19 protein-coding genes and 4 pseudogenes are annotated in these 21,097 nt (G+C 41.6%); 13 read left to right on the top strand and 10 right to left on the bottom strand.

The annotated features are described in order from the left end of the window. Nucleotides 1-44: 44 nt before the first annotated feature. The 5 genes from coaBC to DW761_RS12620 all read left to right on the top strand — a co-directional run bounded on the left by coaBC (nt 45) and on the right by DW761_RS12620 (nt 4,283). Nucleotides 45-1,256 (top strand): bifunctional phosphopantothenoylcysteine decarboxylase/phosphopantothenate--cysteine ligase CoaBC, encoded by a 1,212-nt coding sequence (gene coaBC, locus DW761_RS12640; protein ID WP_117452800.1) that lies wholly within the window; start codon nt 45-47, stop codon nt 1,254-1,256. Then, nucleotides 1,250-2,020 carry a type III pantothenate kinase gene (locus tag DW761_RS12635; RefSeq protein ID WP_117452801.1) on the top strand — a complete coding sequence of 257 codons (771 nt, stop codon included), beginning with the start codon at nt 1,250-1,252 and terminating at the stop codon, nt 2,018-2,020. Before coaBC ends, DW761_RS12635 begins: the two co-directional genes overlap by 7 nt. Before the next feature lie 348 nt (nt 2,021-2,368). Next, nucleotides 2,369-3,361, top strand: coding sequence for an aminopeptidase (locus DW761_RS12630; RefSeq protein ID WP_117518370.1), 993 nt, complete (start codon nt 2,369-2,371; stop codon nt 3,359-3,361). After that, nucleotides 3,361-3,729: a hypothetical protein gene (locus DW761_RS12625; RefSeq protein ID WP_117518369.1), complete on the top strand. Its 369-nt coding sequence runs from the start codon at nt 3,361-3,363 to the stop codon at nt 3,727-3,729. Before DW761_RS12630 ends, DW761_RS12625 begins: the two co-directional genes overlap by 1 nt. Then, nucleotides 3,726-4,283, top strand: a complete 558-nt coding sequence (locus DW761_RS12620; protein ID WP_117518368.1) for a metalloregulator ArsR/SmtB family transcription factor — start codon at nt 3,726-3,728, stop codon at nt 4,281-4,283. Before DW761_RS12625 ends, DW761_RS12620 begins: the two co-directional genes overlap by 4 nt. Nucleotides 4,284-4,495: 212 nt before the next feature. Here DW761_RS12620 and DW761_RS12615 read toward each other — a convergent pair. The 10 genes and pseudogenes from DW761_RS12615 to DW761_RS21460 all read right to left on the bottom strand — a co-directional run bounded on the left by DW761_RS12615 (nt 4,496) and on the right by DW761_RS21460 (nt 13,836). Next, a pseudogene (locus tag DW761_RS12615) lies at nt 4,496-4,726 on the bottom strand (DUF6061 family protein). Nucleotides 4,727-4,851: 125 nt separating this feature from the next. Continuing rightward, on the bottom strand, nt 4,852-6,465 hold the full coding sequence (locus DW761_RS12610) for a recombinase family protein (RefSeq protein WP_117518367.1): 1,614 nt from the start codon (nt 6,463-6,465) through the stop codon (nt 4,852-4,854). A 111-nt stretch (nt 6,466-6,576) separates the two neighbouring features. Then, nucleotides 6,577-6,791: pseudogene (locus tag DW761_RS12605) on the bottom strand (tRNA wybutosine-synthesizing protein 3-like protein). Between the two features lie 666 nt (nt 6,792-7,457). Beyond that, complete coding sequence (locus DW761_RS12590; protein WP_004614023.1) at nt 7,458-8,624, bottom strand: XRE family transcriptional regulator; 1,167 nt, start codon at nt 8,622-8,624, stop codon at nt 7,458-7,460. Nucleotides 8,625-8,965: 341 nt separating this feature from the next. Beyond that, complete coding sequence (locus DW761_RS12585; protein ID WP_004614024.1) at nt 8,966-9,457, bottom strand: hypothetical protein; 492 nt, start codon at nt 9,455-9,457, stop codon at nt 8,966-8,968. Beyond that, a complete protein-coding gene (locus DW761_RS12580) occupies nt 9,457-9,921 on the bottom strand; it encodes a hypothetical protein (protein ID WP_004614025.1) in 465 nt (154 codons plus the stop codon). Before DW761_RS12580 ends, DW761_RS12585 begins: the two co-directional genes overlap by 1 nt. Nucleotides 9,922-10,408: 487 nt before the next feature. Next, the gene (locus DW761_RS12575) at nt 10,409-10,717 is read right to left on the bottom strand and encodes a hypothetical protein (protein ID WP_004614026.1); all 309 of its coding nucleotides are present in this window, start codon (nt 10,715-10,717) and stop codon (nt 10,409-10,411) included. A 35-nt stretch (nt 10,718-10,752) separates the two neighbouring features. Continuing rightward, complete coding sequence (locus DW761_RS12570; protein WP_042741426.1) at nt 10,753-11,487, bottom strand: hypothetical protein; 735 nt, start codon at nt 11,485-11,487, stop codon at nt 10,753-10,755. 409 nt (nt 11,488-11,896) lie between these two features. Further along, nucleotides 11,897-13,333 (bottom strand): annotated as a pseudogene (locus tag DW761_RS12565) (DUF4368 domain-containing protein); the annotation flags it as partial. A gap of 113 nt (nt 13,334-13,446) precedes the next feature. Continuing rightward, nucleotides 13,447-13,836, bottom strand: a complete 390-nt coding sequence (locus DW761_RS21460) for a hypothetical protein (protein ID WP_173018957.1) — start codon at nt 13,834-13,836, stop codon at nt 13,447-13,449. A gap of 23 nt (nt 13,837-13,859) precedes the next feature. Between DW761_RS21460 and DW761_RS12555 the strand changes: the two genes are divergently transcribed. The 8 genes and pseudogenes from DW761_RS12555 to DW761_RS12520 all read left to right on the top strand — a co-directional run. After that, nucleotides 13,860-14,789: a DUF6017 domain-containing protein gene (locus DW761_RS12555; protein WP_117518366.1), complete on the top strand. Its 930-nt coding sequence runs from the start codon at nt 13,860-13,862 to the stop codon at nt 14,787-14,789. 36 nt (nt 14,790-14,825) lie between these two features. Continuing rightward, complete coding sequence (locus tag DW761_RS12550; protein ID WP_006775667.1) at nt 14,826-15,299, top strand: PcfB family protein; 474 nt, start codon at nt 14,826-14,828, stop codon at nt 15,297-15,299. Beyond that, nucleotides 15,296-17,080: a VirD4-like conjugal transfer protein, CD1115 family gene (locus tag DW761_RS12545; RefSeq protein ID WP_055143520.1), complete on the top strand. Its 1,785-nt coding sequence runs from the start codon at nt 15,296-15,298 to the stop codon at nt 17,078-17,080. Before DW761_RS12550 ends, DW761_RS12545 begins: the two co-directional genes overlap by 4 nt. Before the next feature lie 63 nt (nt 17,081-17,143). Next, nucleotides 17,144-17,359 (top strand): Maff2 family mobile element protein, encoded by a 216-nt coding sequence (locus DW761_RS12540; RefSeq protein WP_003431213.1) that lies wholly within the window; start codon nt 17,144-17,146, stop codon nt 17,357-17,359. Nucleotides 17,360-17,441: 82 nt separating this feature from the next. Next, nucleotides 17,442-18,293, top strand: a complete 852-nt coding sequence (locus tag DW761_RS12535; RefSeq protein ID WP_003431220.1) for a VirB6/TrbL-like conjugal transfer protein, CD1112 family — start codon at nt 17,442-17,444, stop codon at nt 18,291-18,293. 16 nt (nt 18,294-18,309) lie between these two features. Continuing rightward, complete coding sequence (locus tag DW761_RS12530) at nt 18,310-19,206, top strand: hypothetical protein (protein WP_007860209.1); 897 nt, start codon at nt 18,310-18,312, stop codon at nt 19,204-19,206. Between the two features lies 1 nt (nt 19,207). After that, nucleotides 19,208-19,600, top strand: coding sequence for a PrgI family protein (locus DW761_RS12525; protein WP_007860207.1), 393 nt, complete (start codon nt 19,208-19,210; stop codon nt 19,598-19,600). Further along, a pseudogene (locus tag DW761_RS12520) lies at nt 19,560-21,044 on the top strand (VirB4-like conjugal transfer ATPase, CD1110 family); the annotation flags it as partial. The gene DW761_RS12525 and the pseudogene DW761_RS12520, both read left to right, overlap by 41 nt. Nucleotides 21,045-21,097 lie beyond the last annotated feature (53 nt).

Here is a 21,097-nt window from a genome sequence, read left to right as displayed (position 1 = left end):
TAAAAGACGACTTTAACAGGAACAAAATCCTGGGAGGTAAACGTATGAAAAAAACAGTAGTATTGGGGGTTACTGGCGGTATTGCTGCTTTCAAAAGCGCACAGCTTTGCAGTAATCTGATAAAAAAAGGTTATGATGTAGAAGTCATCATGACAAAAAATGCCACCGAATTTATTTCCCCATTAACTTTTGAGTCACTAACAAAACACAACGTGATGGTTTCCACTTTTGAAAAAGTGGCTGATCGCAGTGTAAAACATATATCCATCGCAAAACGTGCAGACATCTTTGTGATCGTACCTGCCAGTGCCAATGTGATAGCGAAAGTTGTCCATGGCATCGCTGATGATATGTTAACAACGACCTTCCTTGCCGCAACATGTAAGAAATTAATTGCACCGGCAATGAATACCAATATGTATGAAAATCCCGTTACGAAGCGAAATATCAAAGAATGTATCGCATTGGGATATGAAATCGTCGCACCAGAAGTTGGTTATCTGGCATGCGGTGATAATGGAAAAGGCAAATTAGCCGACATTGATTTTATCGAAGAACGTATTGAATCCCTGCTCCAGGAAGAAAATCTGCTGAAAGGCAAAAAAGTTCTGGTAACGGCAGGTCCTACTCAGGAAGCACTTGATCCTGTACGTTTCATCACCAACCATTCCTCAGGAAAGATGGGCTATGAAATTGCCAGAGCTGCCAGAAACATGGGCGCAGATGTTACATTGATCAGTGGACCAGTAGCATTGGATGCACCTGCAGATGTGCATATGATTCCTATCATTTCAGCCAATGACATGTTTACAGCTGTCAAAGAAAACTATAAAGACATGGATATCATCATCAAGGCTGCGGCTGTTGGTGATTATCGTCCTCAGATTATCGCAGAAAACAAAATCAAGAAACAAGGAGATACCTTGGAAATCAAATTTGTCAAAAATCCTGATATCCTGGCCTACCTTGGAGAACATAAAAAAGAACATCAGGTTATTTGTGGATTTGCAATGGAAACACAAAATCTGATAGAAAATGCAAAAGAAAAGCTCATGAAGAAAAACTGCGATATGATTATCGCAAACAATCTGAAGGTGGAGGGGGCTGGTTTCCAAACAGATACCAATGTCGCAACCATCATCAAGAAAGATACCATCGAAACCCTCGATAAAATGAGCAAATATGATTTAGGGAAAACGATTCTGCATCATATTTGTGACATCATGGATGAAAAGAAAGGGGCTTCCAAATGCTAGTAGTGATTGATATCGGTAATACCAATATTACCATGGGAATTTATAAAGAGAACAAACTGTTAGGCAATTATCGTCTAACAACCAAAATGAAACGCACCAGTGATGAATATGGATTCATGCTGATGAACTTTCTTCAAGCAAGTAAAGTGGAAAGCGATGAAATCCAAGATGTCATCGTATCCAGCGTTGTGCCAAAGATTATGCATTCATTCTTAAACAGTATTCGTAAGTATATGCATAAAGAACCAATCGTTGTTGGTCCTGGCATTAAAACCGGTATCAGCGTAAAAGCTGAAAATCCAAAAGCTGTCGGAGCCGATCGTATCGTTGATGCGGCGGGTGCCTTCTATGAATATGGAGGACCTTGTCTGGTTGTTGATTTTGGTACTGCCACAACTTTTGATTATGTAGATGAACATGGAAACTTTGAATATGGTGCCATTACATTTGGTATTGAAACGGGTGCTCAGGCAATGTGGACACAGGCCGCTAAATTACCTGAAATCGAAATCAAGAAACCTAAAACCATCCTTTGTAAAAATACCACCAGCAGTATGCAAGCAGGTGTTGTTTATGGATATATTGGACAAAGCGAATATATCATCAAACAGTTCAAAAAAGAACTGGGTGTAAATATGAAGGTTATCGCTACCGGTGGCTTAGGCAAGATCATTTATAAGAATACGGATGAAATTGATATCTATGATCGTGACTTAACATTTAAAGGATTAAAATGTATTTACGAAAAATATAAAGGTAAGTAAAAGCTCGCAAATCGCGAGTTTTTTCTTATTAACTTCATAAAATACTCAGGCTTTTAGTAAAAGATGGATAGCTTTACGCTACCATAGATTTTAGTATCATGATTATTAGAGAACCTTTCTGTGATCATGCAATGACATAGACTAGATATGAAATTCATCATACAAGCTATTTTTAGAAATCTCATAGTGGCTCTTTGGGACAGCTTATAGTGTGATTTTTTTTTAACTCTCTAAATTCCCATAGAAGGAAATCGGGTAATCTCTTAATTTGATTTTATATTCATCTAATCAATATTGTTTTTTTACTGTGACTATGATATATTTGATTTTAGATTGGAGGTAATAACAATGAATACCGAAACTATTAGAAAAATTGTAAAAGCCAGTGGAGTATCAACAGGAGAAATGATACTCGTCCATTTTTGGGGTGAAGATGCCGACAAAGAAATTGCCAATAACTTTCTAACCGCTGTCGCATCTCTGGGGGCCACACCTGTTTTGCTTCAACAGTCCCGGACAATCAACCGTGCAATCTTTTCTTCTGCAAGAGAGTCTTGCTTTGATAAAAGATTCTTTGAACTGCTGTCTAATTTTGATGCTGTTCTTGATGTTTTTGCCTATCAGCCAGTTATTCTTGGTTACGAAATCTCGACAGAACAGTTTGAACTTTATCGTAAATATATGTCACAACTGTTTTATACGTTGATGAAATCTAAGCGATTTGTTCAAATCAGAATCCCCACGGAAGCCAATGCTGCTGAGTCTGGTCTTAAACCTCAAGACTATATTCTGCGGATGAATAGTGCCTATGATATAGACTATGAAGCCCTTGCAGATGCCTGTCGAAAAAAGGTAGCATCCTTTGCTGGTGCAGATAGGGTGTCTGTACATACTGGAATGGATTGCGTTCTTCATTTGGAACTTGCAGGGAGAGAATGGCACATTGATGCCGGAGATGGAGATTTGCCATGCGGAGAAATTTACATTGCTCCCATTGAGAACAAGACACAGGGCAGCATGTTTTTTGATACGCTGTACCTTGACGATACGAAATATAGTAATGTTATCTTGCAAATTAGCGATGGCAAAATTGTGAACAGCAATATCCCGGCAGTCATAAATTATTTTACTGGACAGCCAGAGGAGAGCCGTGTTGTTTGTGAGTTGGGAATCGGAATGAATCCCAATGTGACAGAGTTGAGTGGCTATACCGTACTGGATGAAAAAATGGTGGGAACCCTCCACATTGCGGTTGGTTCAAATACTATGTTCGGTGGTAGCAATCAAGCCAATAACCACGACGATTTTGTGGGATACGGCAGAATAGAGGTAGAGAAATAATGGAAAAGAAGCTGGAACAACTTGACGAATGGTTTGAAAAGCAAATTGCATTCTGCGCAGAGGAACAGAGAAAACTTCTTGATGATGACCGAACCGATGAAGCTAATTTTGAAAAAATCCGGGCAAATGTATACGATATTTTTCGCACTATCCTTTCCGTTGCAGTCAAAATCGGGAAAGGGGATACCGATGCGATAAAGGAATTTTTTCATAAAAAGACGGAACAAATCCCTGCAAATTGGGTAAGTTCTTACGACAAGGCAAAGGCGCACGGTGATATAGAACAAATGCAGATTGAGAATATCAAACTTGAAACCATCCAGGAAATCAAGCTAAAATTCTCTGAGATTTGGGAGGAAAAACGATGAGAGAAACAGAGGCCATCCGCTTATTTAAGTGCCTTTCCGATAAATCACGATTGCAAATACTAAAGTCATTGGCTATTGAAGATATGTATGTGGAACGCTTGGCAGAACGGCTTGGAATTACTGCCGCAACGGTTTCTTTTCACTTAAAAAAACTAACGGATGCTGGTGCAGTCACTTCCTACAAGAGCCAATACTATATGATGTATTCGCTTAATAAACGTATATTTGAAACCAGTATTCTTGAAATTTTAGAGGAACAGTCTGACGAAGCCAATTTACAGCAACAGCGTGATGCTGAGTACAGACAACGAATAATTGACACTTTCTTTGAATATGGAAAGTTAAAATCCATCCCTGCCCAGCAGAAGAAAGAACGTATTGTCTTAGAGGTTATTGTACAAGCTTTTGAGTATGACAAGATATATTCAGAGCGGGAGGTTAACATAATTATCGCTGACTTTCACGATGATTTTTGCACGATACGCCGGGACATGATTGGAGAACGTCTTTTAGATCGTGATACCAAAGGATATTGGCGAGTGAAATCAGATTAAAATTTGCGAGATTGCATCTGGTGGAATGTACAGTTCAAAAATTAATTAGATAGGATAATGCTAATATTTGAGCCAATATATAGAATAATGAAGTCAGGTTCAGTACCTTAGATTATTTAAGAGAAACTTAATAACAGAAAAAGCCGCCTTATGAGCATTGATGCGTGCCCTCACAGGCGGCTTATTTTATTTATGGTAATTATTCCAAAGGTTTATATAATGTTACAGTTTTCAAGTATGCTTCGATTGCCGTTGAGAATTAAATCCACATAAGTTACCAAGTCATCGTAAATTAGCCAGTCCAGCTCTGACCGCTAATACATATTGTTTGCAACCTCGCTCTCAACAGCAGTGCAGTCTACAGAAATCATGTTGCCATCAGCAAAGCGAAACTCCACACAGGCGGTGTAGATTTTAAATTCACAGGATAAGAATTTGCTCATGATGAACCTCCATAATTTTGTATTTGTTATTCAGTATAAGCATTGGTAAGTGTGAATTATGCGTGTAGTATCCTTAACTTTTGGAAATCCCAGTTTCCCTTAGTTAAAGATATGAACCCTATTTATCAGTCTACTTTTCCAATAAATCGGTAGTATATCTCTATTTCCTGTATTCTTTCATTGTCCTCATTCGTTGTTGCTTCGTGAATAAGGATTTTTTCTATCATTGCATTTAATAACGGTGCTGTCAGTTCCTTTGGTACGGAATACTCCTTGATTAACTCAATCCACTTTTCAGCACCTATCATATCCTGTTCCATTTTACTTAATTCTTCTCTTAGGTTGGTTATCTGCTGTTCCAGTTCTATCTGCTCCTTTTGATATTTCCCCGACAGCATGATGAAGTTTCGTTCCGTTATCTTCTCACAGGCTCTATCTTCATACATTTTCGCAAACAAGCGGTCAATCTCATTTTGTCGGTTCTCGGCTTTCTTCAAAGCACTTGCCTTTTTCTTCTTTGCCCGTATTCGCTCTGCATTGCCAGCCTTTTGTATCTTATTCACCACCTTTTCTTCGTCCTGCTGTACTGCCTTAGTCCAATATTGCAATCGTTCCAATACTGCTTGATACAACACATCATAACGGATATAGTGCATAGAACAAGTACCTTTTCCAAACTGTCCGTAGTAACTGCAAGCATAATAACTGTAAGGCGTTTTATTTGCCTTATTTGTCGCAAACCGCATAGACCAGCCACAATCCGCACACTTGACAAGCCCTGCAAATATCGGCGTTGCTTTTTCCTTTGTCTGTCTACGCCTTGATTTTATCTGTTCCTGCACACGATAGAATACTTCTTTGTCAATAATCGGCTCATGCGTGTTTTCTACTCGAAACCATTCACTTTCGGGTTTTCGTACTTTCTTCTTGCTTTTGAAAGAAATAGTTGACTGTCGATTATGAACGCTGTTGCCGATATAGACTTCACTTTTTAAAATTGCCTTAACATGAGCAATCGTCCATTCATAACGCTTGCTGTCGGGCTTTCCCTCAAAGATATGTGCAAAAGTACCATACCTTGTAAAATTCAGCCAAGACGCTGTCGGAACTTTTTCTTCTCGCAGTACCTTTGTGATTTTGGCACTACCGTAACCTTGATAGGCTAGGGAGAAGATTTTTTCAACAATCCATTTTGTTTCCTCATCAACCAGCAGTTTTCCTTTGATGTCGGGGTGTTTCTTATATCCTAACGGAGCATAAGCCCCATAATACGCACCCTCTGCAAATTTTGTCTTAAATGCAGATTTCACTTTACGGCTTGTATCTCTTGCCACCCATTCATTGATGATATTCTTAAATGGTGCAATCTCACTTTCGCCTTTTTCGCTGTCTACACCGTCGTCAATCGCTATGTAACGGACATTATGGCTGGGAAAATACAATTCTGTATATTGTCCTGTCATAATATAATTTCTGCCAAGTCGGGAAAGGTCTTTCGTTACAACACAGTTGATTTTTCCTGCCTCTATATCTTCAATCATTCTCTGGAAACTCGGTCTTTCAAAATTTGTTCCCGACCAGCCGTCATCAATATACTCATCAATCACATTCAAATGATGTTCTTTTGCATATAGACGCAACATACTTCTTTGTGTGGTAATGCTGGAACTTTCGCCCTGTAATTCATCATCTCGGCTTAACCTAAGATAAAGTGCAGTATTGTAAATCTGTTGTTTCATTGTCAGTTATCCTCCTTTATAACTAACCCGTGTTTACAATACCTGCTTGCAAGTAAAGTATAACACGGGTACTTTTTGTCATTCAATCTATTTCTTACAACTGCACCGATTTTATGCGATTGTCTGCTTTGCTTTTTCCAGCATAACATCCGTCAGAAGTTCTTCCATTGTCTTTCCCTTTTCGGAAAAATGCTCTTTTACAACAATCTTTGTTTTTCCTCTGTTGCCAATGCCACGCTTATTATCTGTCTTTTCCTGCCTTGTTTTTACAATATCAGCAATAACACATACCCCCTTTCTGTAAAAATCTTTTCTAAGCAATTCAACGGCTTTTGTCATAGCCCACAGGAGTTCCACCTCTGCATAGTTCTTATGTAGCCGTACCCATTGCGTGCGACGCTCTGAACGCTCAAGCTGTGGCTGTACGGGAGTATCATTATCAGACAGGACAGGTCATGGCGGTAGGAAAGGACAAGTTTCTTACAGGAACACAGATAAGGCTCGCTCACTTTAGCAGGGAAAAGGTCATGGCGTATCTGTTTCAACGGCTCGCTGTCTGTCAAACGTATTAAATTGCTTTATTCAGTTGTCAAAGAACATGAAAGAAGAAAATCGTCTTTCCTAATATACCGCGTTGGAAAAGAGCAGAAGCGTAACCAATCTTCAAAACTTTTCTCTTTTCCTGCACCATATAGGGAAAGAAAGTGTCATTCTGCTAAGTTGGTGATGAAAAAATCTGATTTTCTTTTCACACCCTAACTACCCATGCAACACTATTACTACCAACTATGGAATGAAAGATTTTCTTTGCTCCATATAGGGAACGGAAACTACGGATTGTTAAGTTGAAATTGAAAATCGTTTCTTCTTTCACATCATATAGGGACAGCAACCACCGATTTAATGACCTGTTTTCAAAAAAAGTCAGATTTCCTTTCCTTGCACCATATCTGTACGCAAGTAACCGTTTTGTTGCAGATTTTTTGAAGAAATTAAAAAATACCGTCATTCCCTTGTGGAACAGCGGTATCTTTCTCAATCATATCTGCTATGTCTGTTGTCATTTGTTTGATTTTTAATTCCTGCTTTTCTGTTAGTCTTGTATGTCTGTCGATTTCTTCCAGATAATTTGCCCCTGTTTTCTTTTCAATCTCTTTTATCATCAATAAAGAGGGCATTACCTGTCTTTCTAACCAGCGTTTTGTTTTATCCATATTGACTGCGACAGGTGTCATAACAAATGGAAGTGAAGTCATTACATTATCTAAAAATATATCCCATAAAATATAATCGGGAAAATCTATCTGTGTGAGAATAAGGTTCGCTATGGTCTGTTCGGGATTTCTTGAAAAAACAAATTGTTCTATCGTTTGTCCTGCTTTTTCATTTTTCAAACGAATTTCAAAGCGGTTCTTAATGTCTGTTTTTATGCCTTTGCTTTTTTGTTCCTTTTCTTTTTCATATAGGCAAAAGTAGATAGAACTATTCTTTGAACCGATATAAAAAGTTTTTGCAGTATCTCCATTTGTACCCGATAATTTTCCGCTGTCTACTGCTTCATGGGTTCTTGAACGTTTCCATACCTTGTTGGCATAATAGCGTTCTCTTAGAATTTCTATATCCAGCAATCCACCCATATCATTGACTGCCAAATCTATGCGTTTAAAAACACCTTGATAATCTATACAACAGCTTAAAAAGCAATACCAGTCTATCCCTCTTGCCTGTAAAACATATTCCAAGTTCCGACACCCCATACCTCTTAATTCCAATAAAACACCCATAGAACTATCTTTAGAAGCATTTACACTAATATCCCCATAGACATACTGTTCTTCATAACCATACATTCCATAATCTTCATGGATAAAATATTCGCTCTTCATTGCCAGTATATTTTTTATAATTTCCAATGCGTCTGTGGTAGGAAAACGAACACGCAGATAGTCAATCGTTAAAGTGAAAGGCTGAGTACAATTACAATAATCAAGATAATGCAAAAGTATATGTTTCATTTCTTTACTGGCTTTTGTTTTTCCGTTTTCAATTTCATTTAAGTTCTGCCTGCTGATTTGTAGTTCCTGTGCCAGTCGTGATTGCGAGTAATCACAGGCATTTCTCTTTTGCTTTAATGTTTCAATAAATTTTATATCATTCATGCTTTATTCCTCCAATCAAAAAAAGGCATATACTCATAGGAGCATACACCTTGTATCTTATATTTATTTTCTATTGATATGCTGTTTTAGACCTGTCGGGTAGAAAAAATAGGGTGTGAAGTGAAATAAGTTCTTATAACCTTATAAATCGTTGCATATCAGCAGTTTTGTATTTGTTTTTGCTCTTGTCTTTTGTAATAGTACCCCCCTGTTAGATAACGGGGGCTTAATCTTCGCTCGCCACAGGCTCGCTCACAGACGAAGTGAACCAGCCACTTGCAAGACATGGCAGAAAAATCTGAGAGATTTTCCTGCCACCGTGTCTGGATCACTCCGTCTGTTTAATCATTTCCTTTATTTTCTTGTATAGGTACTCCATTTTTCTTCATGTATTCTATAAAAGACTCAGTCCCTATTAGCATTGCATCTAAATTTATTTTTTTCTCGTTCTGCACTATGATTTTTATACTACCGCTTGTACTGATTTCAATATATTCTATTTTTGTAATTGAAATCTTTCTTTTCTTCATAGGGTAAATAACAATCAATTCCTGTTCTTCTATAATTATTTTATATTTACTGATTGCCCATGCAGTAAAAGCACTAATAATCCCCATAACCAAAAACAAAATAGTAATACCAGTATCTTGCCATAAATATATAATAACCACTGAACATATCATAGAAATAATGAAACACCCATATAAAATTTTAGAAAATACAGGTGGAAAGCATAATTCTTTTAAATCCCCTTGCAATTTATACTTTTTGCTTGTTATCATAGATATTATTCCAAATACTAATGTCATAAAAAATAATCCTATTATTTTCATCACTTATTCTCCTTAATCTCTCCATATCTACTATTAGGTAAATATCTAACTCTCAGATATTCCCCCTTTTGTATTCCTTTACTATAAACAGTTACAAATATTTCTTTTTTAGTTTTATTATCCATAATTCCAATAGCTCTTGTTTTGTTTTTATCTTCATCACTATAATTCCAAGATGTTACTGTTCCCTCTACTTCAAGATAATTGCCAGAATTTATGTTTGGAAAATCCTGTACAGCAGGAAGAACTACCCGCAAAAACGCAGGAATCAAAATGATACCTATAATACCATTTGAAATCATATTCATCCTTTTTTCATTTCTCTTTACAAAATCTCTCATGTCCAATGGAGCATTTTCCCAACGAAAGATTTTTTTCTTTTTTATTATGTGATATAAAAACCATATTGTAAGAACAGATAACAATAAAGCTTCCATATATAAAACCATAATTATTCTCCCCATACTCTTTTCTCCTAGAAATTTCTTTGCAAATTGTTAACCGATTGATTTTTTATCTGATAATTTATTATATCATTTATAGAACTCACATGTCATTACTTTTCTGCTATCTGTCAAAATATTTTTTATCCCATGCCTTATCAAGAGTGCAAGCATTGCTTACGCAACAAGCTCTTGACAATTCATGCTCTAAAAAATGAAAGATAGTCAAGCAGAAAAAAGAACAAATTGTGCTGTGTTACAGCAACAAAAAAACATCTCATATTTTGTATGAAATGCCATTTTGCTTTTCTTTATGCTATTTTCTTTGTCGTATCAAGGTTCTTTCAATCGTAGTAAATTAGTGGTAAATTTCTTTTGTATTTTCATTCATATTGCTTAAAGTTCCTGCGTTTATGCGGATAATAGGATTTTTAATCTTTTTGGTATAAAAAAGCAGGAGACCTTTTCAGATTTCCTGCTCAGTAGAGTTGTGAAGATGTTATTGTTGTTATTTAATTTCAATGTTCGTCATAGTTACTAACCCAAGACGAACTAAAATAGTTTGTACGATACGACACCAAAAAATACCTAGAATCAGGAGCAAAGCATATAAAATAATTGACGCTTGTAAATATTGTCTGCCAAAGTGAATAAGAATAAGCAGTGGAGACATTAATATTACAAAGAATATAATGCTTGTAATTATTCTTTTTATGTTTTTTGTATCTGCTAAATCAAATTCAGCTCCACAAGAACATTCGTTAGGTATTCCTCCTTTTATTTCAGTACCACAGTTCATGCAATATAGTTTCTTCATTCTAATCACCTCTACAACCTGGAATTGTTCTATTATTATCTTTCAATTTCTATACTTAAAGATTTTCCAGATTTATCACTTTGAAAATTTTCATAATACCAAAAATAGAAAGGCTTTTCACAAAGTTCAAAATAAATAATTTCATCGGGTTTTTTATTTTCTATTTTTGTATTGTAAATATCTTCATCATGTACAAATCCATATAAAAAGCGACTATTGTCTGGACTGATATTTAAGTCTTGCAATCTATCACTTAATGCTAACTGTGATTTTAGTAACGACATCGTATCTTTGTCATACGGGCGGTCTTTCTTTATAACCTCATGTACACTTGTAATATGAGCATATCTCTTTTTACCATCTACTTCCTTAATTTTGAATTTTGAAAATGTCAAACTTGACTCTATATCGTTTTTTTCTGATATATACAAAACACTTTTATAGTTTTCGTTTTCAAACTCCTTTATAATCTTATCAATATGTGTTTTATATTCTTCGCCTTGTTCAAACTCAATAGAGGCACTTAACAGAGCATCCTGTATTGAGTTTGCATAATTTTTATCAGAAAGTAAACTTTCTTTTGAGTTTAAATCTTCTATTGGATAATATTTTGTTATTTCTTCCGGAACATATTTATCGTTCATTTCTGTTCTTTGTATTAAACTATTTCCACCTGTTATTTGACCTAAATATCCAAGCCCTAGAAAAACACTAAACACAAAAATAATTATTCCCAATATTATCCAAATTACCTTCTTTTGTTTAGTCATAAGATTAAGCCCTCTCAATTTATTGATTGTTAAATACAAATTTATATGTTTCTCTGTATTCACATTATACCATTTTCCACTACCCGCTACAATATTTCAAAATCTTAAGACTACTTTTTTCTGCTTTTGAAAAGCTACTTTACCGTCCATAATTTGTAAAGGGTGCCAAAGCATTGCTTACGCAACAAGCCCTTGACAAACCACAGCCTGATAAGTTTAGAGTAATCAAGCAGAAATGAAATAGTCTGCTGTTTCAAGGCAACGAAAAAGAGATACCAGCACATTTATGCAGTATTTCTAACTTAATCACACTATTCTTTTATTCGCAAGCAGGAAAACACAGGTTATTTCTTAATATCCTTTTGTTTGGGAAACTCCGGTATCACATAGTTAAAGATATTGGTATCATTCAATCAATTTTGCCGATAAAGCGGTAGAAGATTTCTACCTCCTGTTCCCGGCTTCCGTCCTCACCTTTGACCGCTTCATGGACAACGATTTTTTCAATCAGCGTATTCAAAAGTTCGGCGGTCAGTTCTGTTGGATTGACGCACTCTTTCATCAAGGCAATCCATTTTTCTGCGTCTGCGGCGTTCTGGCTTTCAGTGGCGATAGCGGATTGAAGCTGTTCAATCTTTGTGTCCAGTTCAGCCTGTTCGCTTTGGTACTTCCCGGACAACATAGAGAAGTTGTATTCCGTGATACACCCCGCCGCCCAGTCCTCATACATCCGGGCAAACAGGGTATCGACTTCGGCTTTCCGCTTCTCTGCCTTTTTCAGTTCGGCGGCCTGCTTCTTTCTTGCGGCGGCCTGTCCCTTATCAGTGGCATTTAACAGCCGCTTCAAAAGCCGTTCTTCATCATGCTGTACCAGCCCCGACCAGTATTGCAGACGGGAGAGGACATAGGCGTAAAGCACATCATAGCGGATATAGTGCATGGAGCATTGGCGTGTGCCCTGTCCGTACTTGCTACAATGATAATGGCCGTAAGGCTTGCTGTTCTGCCTGTTCTCCCCATAGGACAGCGACCAGCCGCAATCCGCACATTTTACCAATCCGGAAAAAATCTGTGTTGTACCGTCCTTGCATTTTCTGCGGCGGTTTGCTATCTGCTCCTGTACCTGCCGGAAAACCTGCTCACTGATAATCGGCTCCTGCGTGTTCTCCACCCGCACCCATTCACTTTGGGGCTTGCGTACCCTCCGTTTGTTCTTAAAGGAAATGTTCGTTTCCCGGTAGTGGATGGTATGGCCGATATAGGTTTCATCTTTCATAATGCTCTTGACCTGGGCTATCGTCCATGCGTAGCTTTTTTCCTCCGGCGCACCCGCATAGATGTTTGCAAAAGTCCCGTCACGCTGAAAGTTGATAAATCCCGGCGTAGGAACCTTTTCCTCAATCAGTATTCTTGTGATACTGGCCGCCCCTCTGCCATGAATAGCAAGGTCAAAAATCTTCTCCACTATCCAGCGGGTTTCCTCGTCGATTATCAGCTTGTTTTTGATTTCCGGGTGTTTCCTGTACCCGATAGGAGCATAGGCGCCGATACGCTGTCCTGTGGCAAACTTCGCTTTGAAAGCGGCCTTTACCTTGCGGCTCGTATCTTTCGCAAACCATTCATTGAACAGGTTTTTGAATGGGACAAAATCGGAAAGCCCTTTTTCTGTGTCCTCATTCTCCGCAACGGCGATGTAGCGCACCCGTTTTTCCGGGAACAGAAATTCCAGATAGTAGTCCATCATCACATGTTCCCGCCCGAAACGGGAAAGGTCTTTCGTGACAATGCAGTTTACTTTTCCGGCTTCCACATCGTCCATCATGCGCTGAAAATCCGGGCGTTCAAATAATGAGGTGTGATAGCGATAGCGGCAAAAAGCTAATAAAATCAATGGTTTTGCGGACAGCGGATAGACAGGGAATGTGTTAAAAACTGAATACGCACACAAACGGCGTTACCTTAACCCCTTTGGGGGAGAAAGTAACGCCGTTTTTTTATGCCCGCAGGAAAGGAGGTGCAGCCGGAATGTATTTCACAAAGGGCAAGCAGCGGGCGTTTGAATTGCTCATGCAGCAGAAGCCGGGATTTGACCGCTATCAATCCGGTTGTGCCGGAGATGATGAAGATTGCGGCACTTGCCGTTTCTACCGCCCCGGGTGGAAATATGAGTTTTGCGTTTTCAAAGAGTGTCCCTATTGCCCCGGCAAAAGGACGCGGAAAACGCACGCCAGCATGGACAAATAGACGGGCAAAAGCCCTTGTGCCATGCGGCTTTGCAGACGCGAAAACGGCAAAGGGCATATTGCAATACCAAAACAGCCGAAAACGGCTTTCTAATTGTCCACGCATACCAAGAGAGGAAGTGAGGAAATATGGCAGTTTTCAGAGTGGAGCGAAATACGGGATATACCGTTATGAGCAACCACCACTTGCGAAACAAGGAATTGTCCTTAAAGGCAAAGGGCTTGTTGTCGCAAATGCTTTCGCTGCCCGAAGATTGGGATTATACCCTTGCGGGCTTATCCCATATCAACCGGGAGAAGATCGACGCAATCCGCGAAGCGGTCAAAGAACTTGAAAAAGCCGGATATATCGTCCGCAGCCGGGAACGCGACGAGAAAGGACGTTTGCGCGGTGCGGATTATGTCATATACGAGCAGCCGCAGCCCAAAGAGCCGGAAGCAGCTACCAGCAGCGAACAGCCGCCTACATCGGATTTACCTACATTGGAAAATCCAACATTGGATAATCCAACGTTGGAAAAACCTACGTTGGAAAATCCAACGCAATTAAATAAAGATATATCAAGTAAAGAACAATCAATTACTGATTTATCAAGTACCCATTCCATTCCTTTCCATTCCCTAAATCCCTTGCCTTATGAGCAGGACGAAGCGGCTACGCCGCCGGAAAGGAAAAGAACGGAAGCGAAAACAAACAGCGCAATAGAGATTTATCGGGAAATCATCAAAGACAACATCGACTATGACATTCTCATTCAAGACCCCAAAATGGATAAAGACCGTTTGGACGAGATTGTAGAAATCATGCTGGAAACCGTCTGCACAGCCCGAAAGACAATCCGTATCGCCGGGGACGACTACCCCGCCGAACTTGTCAAATCAAAGTTTATGAAGCTGAATAGCAGCCACGTTGAGTTTGTTTTGGACTGCATGAGGGAGAACACAACCAAAATCCGCAACATCAAGCAGTATCTAAAAGCGGTGCTGTTCAACGCACCGAGTACCATTGACAGCTACTATACCGCCCTTGTCAATCACGACTTTTACGGCAGCAAATGAGCATAGCCGCAGTTTACCGGGAAAGGAGTTGATACCTTGCAGGAGGAAGTAACCCAAAAAACGATTGCCCTATCCGTCAATGTGGGAAAAGGCGCGGCAAGGCTTACCGAACAGGCGTTGCAGAAAGCAATCAAGAAGTTTTTGGAGCAGAAAAGCAAAGCCCCGCATGGGAAACAGACCATGCGGCAGCTTATGAAGCAAAATGCGGGTGTTTCCAACATCGAGATCACCGACAGCAATATCAAAGCCTTTGAGAGTACCGCGAAGAAGTACAACATAGATTTTTCGCTGAAAAAGGTTAAGGGCGAACAGACCCGTTACCTTGTGTTTTTCAAAGGCAGGGACGCGGACGTTATGACCGCAGCGTTTCAAGAGTTTTCCGCAAAGAAGCTGAACAGGGATAAAAAGCCCTCTATCCGCAAAGCCCTTGCCGCAGCAAAGGACAAGGCGAAGCAGCTTAACGCCGCCCGCGACAAGGTAAAGAAAATAGACAGGGGGCGCGAGATATGAAGCAGATGAACTACAAAAAGTTGATAATCCCGAATATCCCCTATGTGTTCTTTGTCTATCTCTTTGATAAGGTGGGACAGGCGGTGCGGCTTGCCCCCGGCGCGGATATTTCCGAAAAGATACTCAATATCACACAGGGATTTTCCGAAGCGTTTTCAAATGCCTTGCCGAGCGTTCACCCGTTGGATTTGCTTATCGGCATTGTCGGCGCGGTGGTTATCCGTCTGATTGTCTATGTCAAAGGGAAAAACGCAAAGAAATACCGCAAGGGCGCAGAATACGGCAGCGCACGTTGGGGCAACGCCGAAGATATAAAGCCCTACATCGACCCGGATTTTCAGAACAACATCATTTTGACGCAGACCGAACGCCTTACCATGAACAGCCGCCCGAAGCAGCCGAAATATGCGAGAAATAAAAACGTCGTGGTGATCGGCGGCAGCGGCAGCGGCAAGACAAGGTTTTTCGTAAAGCCTAATTTAATGCAGCTTCATTCTTCCTACGTCTTGACCGACCCAAAAGGCACCGTCTTAATCGAGTGCGGAAAGCTCTTGCAGCGCGGCGGCTACAAGATAAAAGTGCTGAATACGATAAACTTCAAGAAATCCATGCGATATAACCCCTTTGTGTATATCCGCAGCGAAAAGGACGTGTTAAAGGTTGTCAATACCCTTATTGTCAATACCAAAGGCGAGGGAGAAAAAAGCGCGGAAGATTTTTGGGTGAAAGCCGAGAGATTATTATATTGCGCGTTGATCGGCTACATTTGGTATGAAGCCCCCGCCGAGGAAATGAACTTTACAACGCTGCTTGAACTTATCAATGCAAGCGAAGCACGCGAGGACGACGAGGAATACCAAAGCCCCGTTGATCTGCTCTTTGCCGATTTAGAAGAACGCAGCCCCGACCATTTCGCGGTGAAGCAATATAAAAAATACAAATTGGCGGCGGGCAAAACGGCAAAGTCAATCCTTATTTCTTGCGGTGCGCGTCTTGCCCCTTTTGATATAGAGGAACTCCGGGAACTCATGTCCTATGATGAATTGGAACTTGATACATTGGGCGACAGGAAAACCGCGCTTTTCCTCATAATGAGCGATACCGACGACACCTTTAATTTTGTTATCGCTATTCTGCAATCGCAGCTTTTCAATTTGCTTTGTGATAAAGCGGACGACGAATACAACGGCAAATTGCCTATTCATGTCCGGTTTTTGCTTGATGAATTTGCCAACATCGGGCAGATACCCCGCTTTGATAAGTTAATTGCGACCATTCGCAGCAGGGAAATGTCCGCTTCTATCATTCTGCAATCGCAGAGCCAACTAAAAGCCATTTACAAGGACGCGGCAGAAATCATACTTGATAATGCCGACAGCACCTTGTTTTTGGGAGGACGTGGGAAAAATGCAAAGGATATTTCGGATAACTTGGGACGGGAAACAATCGACAGTTTCAATACTTCCGAAAATCGCGGCACGCAGGTTTCTCATGGACTTACTTATCAAAAATTAGGAAAGGAGCTGATGACACAGGACGAAATAGCAGTTATGGACGGTGGGAAATGTATTTTGCAGCTACGCGGTGTGCGTCCCTTTTTAAGCGACAAATACGACATCACGAAACACCCGAACTACAAATACCTTTCCGACTTCGACAAAAGAAACGCTTTTGACGTGGAACGGTATATGTCTACCCGTCCGGCAATCGTAAAGCCCGATGAAGCCTTTGACATATACGAAATAGATTTGTCCGACGAGGACGCAGCCGCCGAGGAATAACGGCGGCATTTTCATTTTCAACAACTTTTTTTGAGCCGCACAGCGGCAGAAAGCGAGGTTTATATGGAGTTTTTCAACAGCGCAGTTGGTGTATTGCAGACTTTGGTTATCGCGCTTGGCGCAGGTCTTGGCATTTGGGGTGCCATTAACCTCATGGAGGGTTACGGCAACGACAATCCGGGCGCAAAGAGCCAGGGCATGAAGCAGCTCATGGCGGGCGGCGGCGTCGCTTTGATCGGCGGCACCCTTGTTCCCCTGCTTTCTCAACTTTTTGGATAATGCCTAAAACAAATACCACCCGCCGCGCCCTCTCGGAAACGGGAGGGCGCGGGAAAGGAGGGATTAACTTTTGATATGGCAGATGATTGAAGATTGGTTTCGCGGCATTTTGACAGACGGGATTTTATCGAACCTTTCCGGCTTGTTTGACAGCGTAAATACAGAGGTTGGAGAAATCGCAACACAAGTCGGCACGACCCCCGCCGGGTGGAACGCGGGCATATTCAACATGATACGCAGCCTTTCGGAAAACGTCATTGTACCGATTGCGGGCGTTATCATTACCTTTGTCATGTGTTATGAACTAATCCAGCTTGTAATTGAAAAAAACAATCTGCACGATCTCGACACTTGGATTTTCTTCAAATGGATTTTTAAGACCTTTGTTGCGGTGCTGCTGGTAACAAACACTTGGAACATCGTCATGGGAGTTTTCGACGTTACGCAGAGCGTCGTCAATCAGAGCGCGGGGGTTATCATATCCGATACAAGCATAGACGTTACCACCGTCATTACCGACATTGAAGCAAAACTCGACGCTATGAGCGTGGGCGGTCTTTTGGGGTTATGGTTTCAATCCCTCTTTGTAGGGCTTACCATGAAAGCCCTGTCAATCTGCATTATGCTTGTGGTGTATGGGCGCATGATTGAAATATATCTTGTAACGAGCGTTGCCCCTATCCCTATGGCAACAATGGTAAATCACGAATGGGGCAGCATGGGACAGAATTACTTAAAATCTTTGCTTGCGCTTGGTTTTCAGGCGTTTCTGATCTTGGTGTGTGTCGGCATTTATGCGGTGTTGATACAAACAATCGCAGCGACCGACGACATTTCCGGCGCGATCTGGGCTTGCATGGGCTATACCGTCCTCTTGTGCTTTACGCTTTTCAAAACGGGAAGCCTTGCAAAGAGCGTCTTTTCGGCACATTAAGGGGGTGAGTTATGATTTGAAAATCGGTTTAATCGACGTTGACAGCCATAATTTCCCCAACCTCTGCTTGATGAAGCTATCCGCGTATCATAAAGCAAAGGGGCATACGGTGGAATGGTGGAACGCAAAGGGGCGGTACGACCTTGTATATAAAAGCCGCGTCTTTACGGACACCTATTCCAAAGACACGATAACCGTTACCAACGCGGAACAAGTTATTTTCGGCGGTACGGGCTACGACACGAAAAACCGCTTGCCGCCGGAAGTGGAACACAGTTACCCGGATTATTCTATCTACCCGCAGTTTTTCGGGATTGCCTACGGCTTTTTAAGCCGGGGTTGTCCGAGAAATTGCGGGTTTTGCATTGTCAGCAGTAAAGAGGGACGCAAAAGTGTTAAGGTTGCGGATTTGTCCGAGTTTTGGAAATGGCAGCCGGAAATAAAAATCATGGACGCTAATCTGCTTGCCTGTCCCGACCATGAAAATCTCATTGAGCAGCTTATACGAAGCCGCGCATGGGTGGATTTTTCGCAAGGGCTGGATATTCGCCTTGTGAACAGGGATAATGTCAGCCTGTTAAATCGGGTACGGATAAAAGCGGTACATTTTGCATGGGATAATCCCGACGAGGACTTAACCGGGTATTTCCAACGTTTTTTGGATTTGACCGCCATTAAGAGCAGCCGCCAGCGGCGCGTGTATGTTCTTACCAACTACGGCAGCACTCACGAACAGGATTTATACCGCGTGAACACCTTGCGGGCTATGGGCTTTGACCCGTATGTGATGATTTACGAGCGTCCAACCGCCCCGCCTGTTACCCGCCATTTGCAACGGTGGGTAAATAACAAACGGCTTTTCTATGCTGTCCCCCGTTTTGAAGATTACATTCCGGGCAGAAAGGAGGTTTGAAATGGCGTATGTAACCGTCCCAAAGGACTTAACAAAAATCAAAAGCAAGGTAATGTTCAACCTTACGAAACGACAGCTAATTTGTTTCAGCGCGGCGGTAGCAATCGGACTGCCGCTGTTCTTTTTGGTAAAAGACAGCGTTGGAACAACCACAGCGGCATTGTGCATGGTGCTTGCCATGCTGCCTATGTTTTTGCTTGCCATGTACGAGAAAAACGGGCAACCGCTGGAAGTGATTATTCGGCAATTTGTGGAAGTGAAGTTTCTTCGCCCCAAAGAGCGACCTTATCAGACCAACAATTTTTATGCCGCCCTTGCGCGGCAAGAGCAATTAGATAAGGAGGTACGGGCGATTGTCAAAGGAAAAGAAAAACACCCAAAACGAAAAGCGTAAACTTTCCCGACAGGAAAGAAAACAGATAGATACCCTTATCCGACAGGCAAAGGGCGACGGGAAGCCCCATACGGCGCAGGACAGCATACCGTTTGAGCGAATGTATAAGGACGGGATTTGCCGCCTTGCAAACGGGCGGTATTCCAAGTGCATTGAGTTTGAGGACATCAACTATCAGCTTGCGCAGCCGGACGACAAAACCGCCATTTTTGAAGCCCTTTGCGATATGTATAACTCGTTCGACGCTTCTATCAGCGTGCAGCTTTCCCTAATCAGCCGCCATGCGAACAAGGACGATTTCAAGAACAGTATCACGATTGCGCCGCAGAATGATGACTTCGACAGTATCAGAGCAGAATACACCGAAATGCTTAGGACGCAGCTTGAACGCGGAAACAACGGGCTTATCAAGACCAAGTTTCTCACCTTTACCGTTGAAGCAAAGGACATTAGATCGGCGCGGGCGCGTCTTGCCCGCATTGAAACGGACACCCTCAACCATTTTAAGGTGATCGGCGCGGCGGCGCGGGTATTGGACGGGAAACAGCGTCTTGAAGTGCTGCATGGGATTTTCCACCCGGACGGGGAACGCTTTAACTTTGCGTGGGAATGGCTACCCGCAAGCGGTCTTTCTGTCAAAGACTTTATCGCGCCGTCCTCTTTCCGATTTGGCGACGGGCGAATGTTTCAAATGGGCGGCAAGTTTGGCGTAGTTTCCTTTTTGCAGATCGTCGCGCCGGAACTCTCCGACCGTATGCTTGCCGACTTCATGGACGCGGAAAACGGGATTATCGTCAATCTGCACATTCAGAGTATCGACCACAACGAAGCAATCAAGACGATTAAGCGCAAGATTACCGACCTTGACCGTATGAAAATCGAGGAACAGAAAAAAGCAATCCGCAGCGGCTACGACATGGATATTATTCCGTCCGACCTTGCCACCTACGGCGGGGAAGCAAAAAACCTACTCCGCGATTTGCAGAGCCGCAACGAAAGAATGTTTCTGCTTACGCTGCTTGTCTTAAACCTTGCAGATACCAAGCAGAAATTGGATAACGAAGTATTTGGAGCGGCGGCAATCGCGCAGAAATACAACTGCATTTTGACCCGCCTTGACTACCGGCAGGAACAGGGGCTTATGTCCTCTATCCCGTTGGGGGAAAACCTTATCCATATCCAGCGCGGCTTGACGACCAGCAGCACCGCCGTTTTCGTTCCCTTTACGGTGCAAGAGCTGTTCCAAAGCGGCGAAGCATTGTATTACGGCTTAAACGCCCTTTCCAACAACATGATTTTGTGCGACCGAAAGAAGCTGAAAAATCCCAACGGCTTGATACTCGGCACACCGGGCAGCGGCAAAAGTTTTTCTGCAAAACGCGAAATCACAAACGCTTTTCTTATCACGTCCGACGACATTATCATTTGCGACCCCGAAGCCGAAGTGCGACAAGAAGTCGCATAGTAAATTGCTGGTTGTCAGCTACCCTATCCATT

Origin of the sequence: Absiella sp. AM29-15 (genome assembly GCF_003434225.1) — a bacterium.
In the GTDB taxonomy this organism is placed as follows: domain Bacteria; phylum Bacillota_I; class Bacilli_A; order Erysipelotrichales; family Erysipelotrichaceae; genus Hoskinsella; species Hoskinsella hominis.
The sequence above is the reverse complement of the archived record's forward strand: the minus strand, read 5'-3'. Positions and strand labels throughout refer to the sequence as shown.

What these genes read in the sequence shown, in the direction of transcription:
- coaBC (WP_117452800.1), top strand. Translation starts at nt 45, where the DNA reads ATGAAAAAAACAGTAGTATTGGGGGTTACTGGCGGTATTGCTGCTTTC.
- DW761_RS12635 (WP_117452801.1), top strand. Translation starts at nt 1,250, where the DNA reads ATGCTAGTAGTGATTGATATCGGTAATACCAATATTACCATGGGAATT.
- DW761_RS12630 (WP_117518370.1), top strand. Translation starts at nt 2,369, where the DNA reads ATGAATACCGAAACTATTAGAAAAATTGTAAAAGCCAGTGGAGTATCA.
- DW761_RS12625 (WP_117518369.1), top strand. Translation starts at nt 3,361, where the DNA reads ATGGAAAAGAAGCTGGAACAACTTGACGAATGGTTTGAAAAGCAAATT.
- DW761_RS12620 (WP_117518368.1), top strand. Translation starts at nt 3,726, where the DNA reads ATGAGAGAAACAGAGGCCATCCGCTTATTTAAGTGCCTTTCCGATAAA.
- DW761_RS12610 (WP_117518367.1), bottom strand. Translation starts at nt 6,465, where the DNA reads ATGAAACAACAGATTTACAATACTGCACTTTATCTTAGGTTAAGCCGA.
- DW761_RS12590 (WP_004614023.1), bottom strand. Translation starts at nt 8,624, where the DNA reads ATGAATGATATAAAATTTATTGAAACATTAAAGCAAAAGAGAAATGCC.
- DW761_RS12585 (WP_004614024.1), bottom strand. Translation starts at nt 9,457, where the DNA reads ATGAAAATAATAGGATTATTTTTTATGACATTAGTATTTGGAATAATA.
- DW761_RS12580 (WP_004614025.1), bottom strand. Translation starts at nt 9,921, where the DNA reads ATGGGGAGAATAATTATGGTTTTATATATGGAAGCTTTATTGTTATCT.
- DW761_RS12575 (WP_004614026.1), bottom strand. Translation starts at nt 10,717, where the DNA reads ATGAAGAAACTATATTGCATGAACTGTGGTACTGAAATAAAAGGAGGA.
- DW761_RS12570 (WP_042741426.1), bottom strand. Translation starts at nt 11,487, where the DNA reads ATGACTAAACAAAAGAAGGTAATTTGGATAATATTGGGAATAATTATT.
- DW761_RS21460 (WP_173018957.1), bottom strand. Translation starts at nt 13,836, where the DNA reads ATGCGTGGACAATTAGAAAGCCGTTTTCGGCTGTTTTGGTATTGCAAT.
- DW761_RS12555 (WP_117518366.1), top strand. Translation starts at nt 13,860, where the DNA reads ATGGCAGTTTTCAGAGTGGAGCGAAATACGGGATATACCGTTATGAGC.
- DW761_RS12545 (WP_055143520.1), top strand. Translation starts at nt 15,296, where the DNA reads ATGAAGCAGATGAACTACAAAAAGTTGATAATCCCGAATATCCCCTAT.
- DW761_RS12540 (WP_003431213.1), top strand. Translation starts at nt 17,144, where the DNA reads ATGGAGTTTTTCAACAGCGCAGTTGGTGTATTGCAGACTTTGGTTATC.
- DW761_RS12535 (WP_003431220.1), top strand. Translation starts at nt 17,442, where the DNA reads ATGATTGAAGATTGGTTTCGCGGCATTTTGACAGACGGGATTTTATCG.
- DW761_RS12525 (WP_007860207.1), top strand. Translation starts at nt 19,208, where the DNA reads ATGGCGTATGTAACCGTCCCAAAGGACTTAACAAAAATCAAAAGCAAG.